This is a genomic window from Edaphobacter sp. 4G125 (assembly GCF_014274685.1).
In the GTDB taxonomy this organism is placed as follows: domain Bacteria; phylum Acidobacteriota; class Terriglobia; order Terriglobales; family Acidobacteriaceae; genus Edaphobacter.
Window position 1 is genome coordinate 2,004,123 of the sequence record NZ_CP060393.1, and the last position, 12,693, is coordinate 2,016,815.

General features: G+C 53.4%; 9 protein-coding genes. 8 read left to right on the plus strand and 1 reads right to left on the minus strand.

Going from position 1 to position 12,693, the window contains the following annotated elements; genetic code table 11:
* The first annotated feature begins 208 nt into the window (after positions 1 to 208).
* The 4 genes from H7846_RS08335 (at position 209) to H7846_RS08350 (ending at position 8,778) form a co-directional block, all read left to right on the plus strand.
* Positions 209 to 2,695 carry a 3-hydroxyacyl-CoA dehydrogenase/enoyl-CoA hydratase family protein gene (locus H7846_RS08335; protein WP_186695989.1) on the plus strand — a complete coding sequence of 829 codons (2,487 nt, stop codon included), beginning with the start codon at positions 209 to 211 and terminating at the stop codon, positions 2,693 to 2,695.
* 9 nt (positions 2,696 to 2,704) lie between these two features.
* Positions 2,705 to 3,886 (plus strand): acetyl-CoA C-acyltransferase, encoded by a 1,182-nt coding sequence (locus H7846_RS08340; RefSeq protein ID WP_186695990.1) that lies wholly within the window; start codon positions 2,705 to 2,707, stop codon positions 3,884 to 3,886.
* A gap of 16 nt (positions 3,887 to 3,902) precedes the next feature.
* Positions 3,903 to 5,714: an acyl-CoA dehydrogenase family protein gene (locus H7846_RS08345; RefSeq protein WP_186695991.1), complete on the plus strand. Its 1,812-nt coding sequence runs from the start codon at positions 3,903 to 3,905 to the stop codon at positions 5,712 to 5,714.
* A 286-nt stretch (positions 5,715 to 6,000) separates the two neighbouring features.
* Complete coding sequence (locus tag H7846_RS08350; protein WP_186695992.1) at positions 6,001 to 8,778, plus strand: protease pro-enzyme activation domain-containing protein; 2,778 nt, start codon at positions 6,001 to 6,003, stop codon at positions 8,776 to 8,778.
* A gap of 39 nt (positions 8,779 to 8,817) precedes the next feature.
* Here H7846_RS08350 and ppk1 read toward each other — a convergent pair whose 3' ends face one another.
* Complete coding sequence (gene ppk1, locus H7846_RS08355) at positions 8,818 to 10,998, minus strand: polyphosphate kinase 1 (RefSeq protein ID WP_186695993.1); 2,181 nt, start codon at positions 10,996 to 10,998, stop codon at positions 8,818 to 8,820.
* 122 nt (positions 10,999 to 11,120) lie between these two features.
* On the opposite strand from ppk1, the gene H7846_RS08360 reads away from it, so the two are divergent.
* The 4 genes from H7846_RS08360 to H7846_RS08375 all read left to right on the plus strand — a co-directional run bounded on the left by H7846_RS08360 (position 11,121) and on the right by H7846_RS08375 (position 12,640).
* Entirely contained in the window at positions 11,121 to 11,708 is a 588-nt protein-coding gene (locus H7846_RS08360) for an RNA polymerase sigma factor (protein WP_186695994.1), read from the plus strand.
* Between the two features lie 31 nt (positions 11,709 to 11,739).
* Complete coding sequence (locus H7846_RS08365; protein WP_186695995.1) at positions 11,740 to 12,069, plus strand: hypothetical protein; 330 nt, start codon at positions 11,740 to 11,742, stop codon at positions 12,067 to 12,069.
* A 42-nt stretch (positions 12,070 to 12,111) separates the two neighbouring features.
* Positions 12,112 to 12,267, plus strand: a complete 156-nt coding sequence (locus H7846_RS08370) for a hypothetical protein (protein ID WP_186695996.1) — start codon at positions 12,112 to 12,114, stop codon at positions 12,265 to 12,267.
* 85 nt (positions 12,268 to 12,352) lie between these two features.
* Positions 12,353 to 12,640 (plus strand): hypothetical protein, encoded by a 288-nt coding sequence (locus H7846_RS08375; RefSeq protein WP_186695997.1) that lies wholly within the window; start codon positions 12,353 to 12,355, stop codon positions 12,638 to 12,640.
* Positions 12,641 to 12,693: the final 53 nt, after the last annotated feature.

Consider the following 12,693-nt stretch of genomic DNA (forward strand, 5'->3'; position numbering starts at 1 on the left):
AAAGATTAACTGCAGAAAAGCGATTTTCTCCACTTCACAGGACGATGGCACTGTTTTGCTTCGGTCGAAATGGCAGGTGAGAGATACAAGAATTCTTTGTAAGTGCAGATTCATCAATGATTCATAGGGCTTTTCTTGACTCACTGAATGGCCATTCAGTATTCTTCCTCCGCGTTGAAATACTTTGGATGGGGGGAGAGAAAACTGCATGGCGAAAGATTCCGCTCCGGTCCGAATGATCCGCAAGGTTGCAGTGCTTGGGGCCGGCACGATGGGGTCGCGAATCGCAGCACATGTGGCAAATGCAGGAATTCCTGTCGTGCTGCTCGATATGGTTCCTTCTGGAACCGGTCGCGATGCCCCGAAGTCCGAGCGAAGCAAGTTTGCGCTGACTGCTCTGGAACTTCTTAAGAAATCGAAGCCCGCCGCTCTTTATACGGTTGACTCTGTGCGACTGATTACGCCGGGTAACTTTGATGACGATCTTGGGCTGATTGCGAGCTGTGACTGGATTGTCGAGGCAGTTGCTGAAGACCTTGAGATTAAGCAGGGGCTTTATAAAAAAGTGTTCCAGCATCGAAGCCCGGATGCTGTTCTGACGACCAATACGAGCGGGATCCCGATCGCGAGTCTTGCAGAAGCTCTGCCTGTTGAGGTGAAACCATTTTTCTTTGGGACGCACTTCTTCAATCCGCCGCGCTATATGCGACTCCTGGAAGTGATTCCATTGGCTGAGACCGATCATGATGCTGTCGCGGCCATCACGCACTTCTGCGATCAGCGTTTGGGCAAGTCGATTGTGACCTCACGCGATACACCGAACTTTATCGCCAACCGCATCGGAACCTTTTCGATGGCCAATGCGATCCGGTTGATGCAACAGCAGGATCTGAGCATTGAACAGATCGATGCCCTGACAGGCGCACCTTTGGGTTGGCCCAAGACAGGGACGTTTCGTCTGGGGGATATGGTCGGAATTGATGTTCTGGCGCATGTGGCGAAAAACTTTGAGGCAAAGGCCGCACGCATCGGCGATGAGCGAGCCGATGTAAAACTGCCTGACTTTATTGCAACCATGCTGGAGAAGAAGTGGCTTGGCGATAAGGTAGGCCAGGGTTTCTACAAGAAACAAGGCAAGGATGCTGAAGGGCGAGACGTTCGTCTGGTGTTGGATTGGAAGACGCTTGAATATTCTCCAACAGAGAGGCCAAAATTTGCTTCGCTGGAAATGGCGAAGAACATTGAATCGACCTCGGCGCGTGTTGCTCAGCTTCTGAAGGGTGATCCAGCCAGCGACAAGGCCGCCCAGTTTTACTGGGCATTATTGACGGAGCTCTTTACCTATGCGGCGAACCGCGTCTCTGCCGATGGCAGCGAGCCTGCCGCGAATATCGTCGAGATCGATACGGCCATGCGCACCGGATTCAACTGGGAGTTGGGGCCATTTGAGATGTTTGACGCTGTTGGCGTTTTAGCGACGACGGAGAAGATGCGTGCAGCAGGCACTCCGGTTGCGGAGAATGTCGAGAGGCTGCTGAAGTGGACTGAGAAGAATAACGAACCGAATCCCACCTGGTATAAGGACGATGCCAGCGTACCGAGTGGGCGGCTCTACTTCGACCCCTTCAGCGAAAGCTACAAACCCGTGCCCGCAGTCTCGGGAACGGCGTCTCTTGCGACGATCCAAAAAGCTCGCGGGGTGATTAGGAAGAATGCCGGAGCATCACTCATCGACCTGGGAGATGGAATTGCGGCCATAGAGTTGCACTCGAAGATGAATGCGCTTGGTGGCGATATCGTATCGTTCGTTACGCAGACATTGAAGGCTTCGGGTGAGCATGTGGCGAACTTCGAGGGCTTTGTTATCACTGGCGATTCGGCGAACTTCTCTGTCGGCGCTAACCTGATGCAGCTTCTGCTGACCATTCAGGATGAGGAGTGGGACGAGGTTGATCTTGCGGTGCGGGCCTTTCAGGGAATGACGCAGGCGATTAAATTTTGCCCCAGGCCTGTTGTCGTTGCTCCTTATGGGATGTGCCTTGGTGGTGGGGTGGAGATGAGTTTGCACGCGGCAGCGCGGCAGGCACATGCTGAACTTTACATGGGACTGGTGGAGACGGGTGTGGGGCTGATTCCCGGTGGTGGCGGCTGCAAAGAGATGCTCCTGCGCTCCATCGAGGCAGGTTCGAGTATTCGGCCAGATGCCCGTGGCGAGTCGGTGGAGATCTTTGAAGCGATCAAGAAGAACTTCGAGACGATTGCGAAGGCGACGGTATCGACCTCGGCAGCCGAAGCGTATGGCTTGAACTTTTTACGACATAGCGATGACGTTACCGTGAATCGTGATCGGCTGGTGGTGGATGGAAAGCTGCGAGCGCGGGCGTTGGCAGATGCTGGTTATGTGCCTCCGGTGCCGCGTGCTGACATTCCTGCTCCGGGAGAGTCCATCTTAGCGACGCTGAAGCTGGCGGTATGGACGATGCGCGAAGGAGAGTATATCTCGGATCATGATGTGAAGGTTGCAAATCATGTAGCGAAGGTGTTGACCGGGGGGGCAGTGGTGCCGGGAACGCTGGTAAGTGAACAGTATCTGGTTGATCTGGAGCGTGAGGCCTTCCTCTCTCTCTGCGGCGAAAAGAAGACGCAGGACCGAATCGCCTTTACGTTGAAGACGGGAAAGCCGCTGAGGAACTAGGAGCTCTGTATGAGGGAAGTCATCATTGCGTCGACGGTTCGTACAGCGGTTGGAAAGGCCCCACGGGGTATGTTGCGTACGACGCGCCCTGATGACCTCGCAGCCTTCGCGATTAATGGCGCGCTGGAGAGATTGCCTCAGTTGGATCGTTCAGAGATCGAAGACGTAATTCTCGGCTGTGCGATGCCTGAAGCGGAGCAGGGAATGAATGTTGCGCGTGTGGCGAGCTTCCGTGCAGGACTGCCGGTGACAGCGTCGGCCATGACGATCAATCGGTACTGTGCTTCGGGGTTGCAGTCGATTGCGTTGGCTGCCGATCGGATTCGTGGTGGATCGGCGGATGTAATCATTGCTGGAGGCACAGAGAGCATGTCGTATGTGCCCTTCGGCGGAAATAAAATCTCGGTGAATCCGTGGCTCGTGGAGAACTACCCCGGCAGCTATATGTCGATGGGGTTGACAGCGGAGCGAGTCGCAAAACACTACGGCATCGGGCGAGAGGCGATGGACGAGTTTTCCTTCCAGAGTCATCAGAAGGCTTTGGCTGCGATTCAATCGGGAAGATTCGAAGACGAGATTGTTCCGATCAAAGTGGTGAATACTGCACTGGACGAAAAGGGTAAAGCGAAGACAACCGAAGCGATTTTCAAGACGGATGAAGGTCCACGGGTTGATACCTCGCTTGAGGCTCTTGCAAAGTTGAAGCCGGTCTTTCATGCCAAGGGAACGGTCACGGCAGGGAATTCTTCGCAGACTTCGGATGGCGCGGCGGCCGCGGTGGTGATGTCGTCTGAGCGGGCGAAGGCTCTGGGGATCAAGCCGATGGCAAGGTTCGTCGCATTTGCTTATGCGGGTTGCGATCCGGAGGAGATGGGGATTGGTCCGGTTCACGCGATCCCCAAAGTACTCAAGATGGCGGCGCTTACGCTGGATCAGATTGACGTGATTGAGCTGAACGAGGCTTTTGCGGCACAGTCGCTGGCGGTGGTGAAGGTGTTGGGCATCGATCCCGCGAAGCTCAACGTTAACGGTGGAGCGATTGCGCTGGGGCATCCATTGGGATGTACCGGAGCCAAGCTGACAGCGACACTGCTGCGCGAGATGTCGCGACGTAATGCGAAGTATGGCATGGTGACGATGTGTGTTGGCGGAGGCATGGGCGCGGCGGGAATATTCGAACTGGTGAATTAGCAAGGCGAGGTGATCGATGGTTACATTGACGGCTGCACCCACGGACAATAAGAAGGTCCTCTCCGGTGGCAGTTTCCTTATCTCCAATCCTGCACCCGCTGATTGTTTTTTCCCGGAGGACTTTACCGAGGAGCATCGTCAGATCGCGCAGACGACGGCTGAATTTGCCACGAACGAGATTGTCCCGGCATCCGACGCGATAGAAGCGAAGGATTTTGCCGTGACACGGAAGCTGATCAAAGCTGCGAGTGAACTGGGGCTGACTTCGGTTGATATTCCGGAGGAGTACGGCGGGTTGGAGATGGACAAAGTCACCTCCGCTATCATTGCGGACAATATCGCCAAGCAGGGAAGCTTTTCGGTCTCGTTCTCGGCCCATGTAGGGATTGGAACACTGCCAATTGTTTGGTATGGAACGCAGGAGCAGAAGAAGAAATACCTGCCAAAGCTGGCCAGTGGCGAGTTTATTGGAGCCTATGCACTGTCTGAATCTTCCTCCGGTTCCGATGCATTGAATGCGCATACGCGTGCGGTGCTTTCGGACGATGGGCAGAGCTACACCCTGAATGGCGAGAAGATGTGGATTACGAACGGTGGTTTTGCCGATCTCTTTACGATCTTTGCCAAGTGTGAGGTGAAGGAAGGGAAAGATGCAGGAAAGGAGCGGCTGACGGCATTTCTGGTAGAGCGTGGGACCTCCGGTTTTACGGTAGGGAAAGAGGAGCACAAGCTCGGTATCCGGGGTAGTTCGACCTGTCCGTTAATCCTGAAGGATTGTAAAATTCCGGCGTCGAATCTGTTGGGCGAGGTTGGAAAAGGGCACCATATCGCCTTCAACATTCTGAATGTAGGCCGGTACAAGCTGGGGGCTGCTGCTGTCGGGGGCGCTCGAATGTCTCTTGGTAACGGCATTCGCTATTCAAAGGAGCGCAAAGCGTTCGGGAAGCCTATTGCCGAGTTTGGAATGATTCAGGAAAAGCTGGCGGACTGTGCCGTTGGCGTCTTTGTTGGTGAGGCGATTTCGTATCGCACGATCGGGATGATCGATGCTGCTCTTGCAGAGGTTGACAAGCACGATACAGCTGCGATTCAGAAGGCGATTGAGGACTATGCTGTGGAGTGTTCGATCTGCAAGGTGTGGGGATCGGAGATGCTCGACCACGTGGTTGATGAGGTGCTTCAGATCTATGGCGGCTATGGCTATGTAGAGGACTATCCGGCGGAGCGGGCTTATCGAGATTCGCGCATCAACCGCATCTTCGAGGGAACGAATGAGATCAATCGTCTGATCATTACCGGTTGGTTGATGAAGTCGGCGATGGCGGGAAAACTGGCGCTGATGCCCGCGATTAAGCAGCTAATGGATGAGGTGATTGCAGGTCCACTGGAGAGGGAAGAACGTGAAGGAGCGCTGGCAGAGGAATATGCGCTTCTGGCCAATGCAAAAAAACTGACCCTCTTTGCCGCAGGGGCAGCAACACAGAAGTACATGCAGCAACTCGCCGATCAGCAGGAGGTGATGGGGGCAATCGCTGACATGGTCATCGAGGTCTATGCAATGGAGTCGGCCATTTTGCGCGCCGAGAAGGCGGGTCAAAAGAGCGCTGCTGAGGTTGCTGTTGCGATGGCGCGAATCTATGCAGAGGCTGCGATGGAAAAGATTGAACTGGCTGCCCGAAGGGTTATCGCTACTGTCGCTGAAGGAGATATGCTGCGAACGCAAATGACCATCCTGCGCAGGCTGGCAAAGCATGACCCTGTCGATGCTATCGGTCTGCGCCGTCAGGTGGCTCAACATGTGATCCAGGCGGGGAAGTATGCTTTATAGCTCGATACTATCGGCCCGATTTGGGATTGCTGTTGCATATTCTTCTGCCGCAAGGGGCGATTCTTCAGCATACTGATGAGTATCCAGTCCACGGCTGGTAAAAATTTACTGAGTGCTGCGTCCTCCCCATGTTTTTATCGTCTATCGTGTCGGATAAATGCAGACCTACCGAAACCTTTTGTTGCGCTTCAGGTCTATAGAAATGCTTTTCCGGTTCTTGGGCGGTTTTAACCTAATTGGCCTCCGCGGAGGCAGCAGTATCAACGTAAGAAAGTTGTTGGGAAAAATGTCGATCCGTAGCAATCTGGTCTCCCGTTTTCTAGTTTCTTTCTTCGCAGTTTTTGGGCCTTCTTTTGCGAATGCGGCAACGCCCCAAGCTCGCATCAGAACGGCGATCACCGATGCAGATCGAGCCCCTGTTCGGGAGACGATTTCGCCGAGGGTGAAGCAGTCGGCTGATTTGGGAGAGGCTTCCAGCGGACGCACGCTTTCGGCGGTTACGCTTCACTTTAGTTTGACGACTGCCCAGCAGGCTGATCTGACGCAACTTCTTGCTGATCTGCAAAATCCCTCTTCTCCCCATTACCACCAGTGGCTTAATCCGCAGCAATACGGAGCGCGGTTCGGACTTGCCAGTGCTGATATGGCAAAGGTCCAGTCCTGGTTGACGGGAAAAGGTCTTCAGGTGGTTGCAGTCGCTCCCAGCCAGAACTCGATTACAGTGAGTGGAACGATTGGGCAGATCGAGAGCGCTTTCAATACCAGTATCCATTCCCTAACAGAGAACGGAGTGCAGCACATCTCGAACGTTACAGATCCGCAGCTTCCTTCGCCGATTGCGAACCTGGTGGTGGGCATTACCGGGTTGAATGACTTTAAGCCTCATTCGCGTGCAATTGTCCGGCCACACTTCACATCATCGACGACAGGAAATCACTATATCGCTCCGGGCGATTTTTATACGATCTACGATCTGAACCCTCTGTTGCAACAGCAGAATATTAACGGGTCTGGAATTTCGATTGCGGCTATTGGGCAGACTGATATCAGCTTGGCGGATGTTGCCGCGTTTCGTTCGGCGGCGGGACTTCCGGCGAATGTCCCCACAATTGTAAAGGCAACAGGATACGTTGCTGGGACTGTATCCGCTGATATCGATGAAGCCCAACTGGATGTTGAGTGGTCGGGAGCTGTCGCTCCAAACGCAAGCATTCAGTTTGTTACTGTGGGAGCCAGTTCGACGGCTTCGGTTGTTGATGCCCTGCTTTATGCGATTACAAATAATGTCGCGCCGATCATTTCGTTGAGTTACGGGAACTGTGAATCAGCCTGGGGCCAATCAAGCCTGAATACGCTGAACCAGTACTTTCAACAAGCGAATGCGCAAGGCATAACCATCTTCAGTGCATCAGGTGATTCCGGTGCGACGGATTGTGATACGGCTCCCCCCGCAGACTTCGGACTTGCGGTCGATTTTCCCGGAAGTTCCCCTTTTGTCACTTCGGCGGGCGGAACAATGTTCAATGAAGGTTCGGCTACCGGGACGACATCTTACTGGAATTCAAACAGCAGCTCTTCGACCAATAACGCTGGATCCGCGTTGAGCTACATTCCAGAGGTCGTATGGAACGAATCGAACTCGACCGGTCTGTCTGCCGGCGGAGGAGGAGCGAGTGCGTACTTCGCCAAGCCTGCCTGGCAGGTAGGTACAGGTGTTCCGCAGGACAACGTACGTGATGTGCCGGATATCTCTCTAAACGCAGCCGCAAGCCACGATGGATATCTCTTCTGCTCGCAAGGATCGTGTACGAATGGTTTTAGAAACTCTGCGGGTAATCTCAACGTAGTTGGAGGAACCTCGGCTGTTGCGCCATCGCTGGCGGGAATTTTTGCATTGATCGAGCAGCAGCTTGGAGGTGGTACTACTGGCAGGCTAGGGAATATCAATCCAATGGTCTATGGACTGGCGAATGGTCAGTTTGCCAGCAGCGTCTTTCACGACATCACGAGCGGCAATAATAATTCCTCGTGTCAGCTGGGCACTACAGACTGCCCGAGTGGAGGGTCAATCGGCTACAGCGCAGGTACGGGCTACGATCTGACGACTGGCTGGGGTTCTTTGGACGTAGCGAATCTCGCCGCGAAGTGGAGCTCGGCGACGCCGACCGGAACTACCAGTACTACAGGTACGGCGCTCTCGAATACCACGGTCACAGCAACGAATAATGGCAACACTTGCGGTGTCTCGGGTGCTCTCAATCTTACGATTACGGTGACCAATGCTAGCACCAGTACGTCATTAGGGGCTCCGACAGGAAACGTCCAGATCGTGCTTGATGGCAAGCCGATCTCTGGAGCGGTCGTCACGCTCAGCAATGGGACAGTATCCTACTCCTTTACCAACAGCCAGATCTCAGGGAGCCACAAGGTCGGAGCGGTTTACCTGGGGGATAGTACATACTCTGGCTCGCAGGGAACATTGGCGGCGGATTTTACCTACTCGAATCAATCTGATTTTTCTTTGTCGCCCTGCACGAATAACACTACGGTCGCTTCGGGAGCAACAGCTTCAGGGATCACCTTTACGGTAGCCTCTCTGAATGGCTTCAACGGTCCGGTGACTTTCAATGTTGTTGCGACTTCATCCATTGCCGCATCCTATTCGTTCTCGGCTTCGTCGGTGAATCTCGCGGCGGGTGCTTCTGGTACATCAACTCTGACGATAACCGCATCGCAGACGACGACAACTACATCGAGTTTGCGTAAAAATGATCGCCCGGGTTCGCGCTGGTATGTGGCTGGATCTGGGATAACTCTGGCAGGACTTCTCTTCTTCGTTATGCCTAAGCGCCGTCGCTTTACGCCACTTCTTGTGTTGCTGCTCTCTATGGGAGCTTTCAGCATCTCTGGATGTGGTGGGGGCAGCAGTAGCAGTAACAACAATAATCCCACACCGGGTGGGACAACGAAGAATGCTACCGCTGGAACCTACATCCTGGATGTGACGGCGACGGCGTCGAACGGACTTGTTCACACTTCAACCATCACGTTGAAGGTGCAGTAGGGTCATGGATGTCATCTCCTATTGGGAGGTGACATCCAGTCAATCGCCAGAAGGTTTTCTGACAAGAATCTTTTCTTCAGTCGAATCGGTGACAAGACTCATTAAGTAATCCTGAGCAGCGAATGATTCACCGCTCTTTAGTGCACGGATATACTCTCCATTTGGTTGTAGCAACCGAGCCTTTGTGTTGTCTTTCAGGTAGGAAGCTAAGATCTCGTCACGCAGACGTTTCTTGAGGTCGGGTTGTGCGATGGGAAAGACGACTTCGCATCGCTCCACCAGGTTTCTTGGCATCCAGTCGGCACTGCCGCAATAGAGCTCCTCTTCGCCGCCGTTTTTAAAATGAAAAATACGGCTATGTTCCAGAAATCTTCCGACGATGCTTCGAACGCGTATCTTTTCGCTGAGGCCCTTCACTCCCGGTCGTAGCGAGCACGTTCCACGGACAATCAGATCAATCTCCACGCCTGCCTGTGAAGCCTTGTAAAGCGTCTCGACTGTGCGTTGATCCAGAAGGCCATTCATCTTCGCGATAATACCCGAGGGATGCCCGGCCTTCGCATGCTCGGTTTCGCGCTCAATCAGACCGATGAGCTTGTCCGCCAATGTGAGTGGAGCCACGAGGAGTGGGTCGTAACTTGTGGATTCCGTCTCGGCGGTCAGGTAATTGAAGACCTTCTGCACAGCAGAGGTTAGTTCGATGCGTGAGGTGAGCAGGCTGATGTCAGTGTAAAAGCGGGCGGTGACTGGGTTGTAGTTTCCAGTTCCGAGATGAGCATAACGCCGCACTATTCCATCAGGATCGCGGCGAACCAGCAGGGCGAGTTTGCAATGAGTTTTGAAGCCATAGATGCCGTGATAGACACCAACGCCTGCGTCTTCCAATTCACGTGCCCAGCGGATGTTGGAGTCTTCATCGAAACGCGCCATCAGCTCGACGACAACGGTCACATCTTTGCTTTGGGCCGCTTCAATCAAGGAGCGAAAGATGGGAGAGTCCTTACTGGTACGGTACAGCGTTTGCTTAATGGAAATGACATTTGGATCGATCGCACCAGCTTCGATAAATTCCTCGACGGTAGAGTAGGAGTCGAAGGGATGATGGAGCAGAACGTCTCTCTTTCGTAGTTCATCGAAGATATCTGTGCTTTTGGGGCTGAGCCTGAACTCCTTGCCGGAGAAGACGGGAAACTTTAGCGCCGGCCTTTTGACTTCGGAATACAGATTCATTAGTCGAGAGAGATTGACGGGACCGTCGGTTTTGTAGACCTGCCAGGGTTCGAGCTCGAAGTTTATGCGCAGCCGCTCGACGATCTCCTCAGGCGCGCTGCTTTCAATCTCGAGTCGCACGGCGTCGCCTTTGCGGCGATTGTGCAGCTCCGAACGCACGCTCTCCAGCACAGAACGCGACTCTTCTTCCTGCATATAAAGATTGCTATTGCGAGTCACGCGAAAGGGAACGCGGGTCAGGACTTCATATCCGCGAAACATCTTTTCTACCTGTGATTCGATCAGCTCGTGCAGCATGATGAAGTCGTAATAGCCGTCTTCACTGGGCAGAACGATCAGGCGGGGAAGGGAACGCGGGACGGTTACAACGCCCAAAGAAGGTACCGTATTGCGCGAACGATCGCTACGCTTCCTCTTATAACGCAGGAGCAGAGCAAGGCAGAGTGCCTTGTTCAAGACACGCGGGAAGGGATGCGAAGGGTCGATTGTCACGGGAGTGAGGAGGGGATCGACTTCATCGATATAGAACTGCGATGCATGCGCGCGGGCAGGCTCGCTGAGCTCTCCCCAACGCAGGACCCTAATCTTCTCCTTGTGCATGGCTGGGAGAAGGAGCTGGTTCCAGCAATGATATTGAGCAGCTACAAACTCAGCCATCTGCTTGCTGATGAGATCCAGACGCTCCTCAGGGGTCAGACCACCTTCATCCGGAAATGGCTGGTGGAAGCCTTCTTCGAGCCTTTGGAGTGTTCCAGCTACCCGAATCTCAAAGAACTCATCCAGGTTGCTGGCTGTAATTGCAAGAAATTTCACGCGCTCGAGGAGGGGGTTTTCAGGGTCCTGCGCTTCTTCGAGCACACGTTGATTGAACTTGAGCCAAGACTCGTCGCGGTTGAGAAAATAGCTCTCTACAGGCTTTGTGGACGCCGAAGACTTCCGTTGGGCAGAGCCTTTTAGGCTTGCAGCTGTGGATCGTTTCTCCGTGCTCATACAGGTCTATGAGATTACCCTACATTGTCGAGCGCAGTGTAAATAACCGGCAAATGTCGGTTATCAAAAAATATCTCTTGATCCATACAATATTCCTCTCCCCTTATACGTCCTTGCAAGAGATGCCTGAGACACCCATCGATAGTTGGAGAATTACGGAGCAGAACCGGCTCTTCTCTGAGGCTATGGAGCGGAACTGGCCCAGGCTGCGCAATTTCTTGCACCGATACGCCAGAGATACAGGAGAGGCAGAAGACATCCTGCAAGATGTCTTTTATGAACTGCTCGAGGCCTATCGCATGATGAAACCGATTGAGCATGTCAGCAGTTGGCTCTTTCGGGTGGCGCGGAATCGCGTGGTGGACCTGTTTCGGAAGAGAAAAGCTGCGTCGTTGAGTGAACCTGCTATGGCTGAGGATGATAGCTCATCCTTGACCCTGGAAGACCTCCTACCTTCCCCAGACGAAGGACCGGATGCGATTTATGCGCGCATGATCATGTTGGAGGCAATCGAAGATGCCATTGAAGAATTGCCGAAGGAGCAACGCGAAATCTTTATTGCTCACGAGGTGATGGGGGTCAGTTTCAAAGACTATGCCGCTGAGACGGGAGTTGGAGTGAACACCCTTCTTTCGCGAAAACGTTACGCGGTGTTGTCTCTGCGGCAGCGCCTCCAATCTCTGTATGACGAGGTTGCAGGAGAAAAATGAAAGATCAGAGTTGTGTGGTCAGGAGAAAGCGATGAATCCATATCGAATGCAAAAGATAATGAAAGTAGCCCTGCTGGTATTGGTTATTGCCACTGCGCTGGGATTTTTGGTGAAGGGGTTGTGGAATGCGTTGATGCCGGGGCTCTTCGGTTTGCACCCTCTCACCTTCTGGCAGGCGCTGGGACTGCTTTTGCTTTCTAAACTTCTCTTTGGCGGCTTTCGCCCAGGCCCTGGAGGCCGGGGACGCTGGAAGCGACGCTTTCGGGAGCGTTGGGAGCAGATGAGTCCAGAGGAACGCGAACGGTTCCGGCAGGGAATGCGCTGTGACCGCCGTCCATTTGGCAGGCCAATCGAACCCTGATTTTTTATTGCGGGAGCAGCCATGACTTCAGGAGATTTGTCGATGAGCTGGAAAGAGATTCCTAAGACAACCTTTGAGCTGTCTGGACACTCTACCGAAGAGAGAATCGCAGAGCTTGAGATGGAAAATACGCGGTTACAACGATTAGTGGCAGAGTTGCTTCTTAAAAATCAGCAGTTGCGGAAACAGGAGGCATGATGCGAATTATGCTTCCTGTTGTTCCCACTGGAATCCTTCTATATTCTTAGTTGGCCGTCTGCGATCGGCACGGCAGGAGAGACGAATGAACATTAAGAAGTCCGGGATCTTTGCACTGGCGTTGGCAACCACACTCACCCTGACTGCAGTTGCTCAGGATGCTTCACAGGATATGAAGAAGGCAGGAGCGGAAACGAAGTCTGCCACCAAAGATGCAGCGCACGGTATCACCAAGGGCACGAAGAAGGCCTATCATAAGACTGCTGAGGGGACAGAGAAAGCCTACGACAAGACAGCCGAAGGGACGAAGAAGGCTTATCACAAGACCACTGATGGTACGAAGAAGGCTGCTGACACGGTTACAGGAAAGTAGTTGTCGCAACCACAGTTACGCGAAAATGGCCTGTTCTTCGATGGGCCATTTTC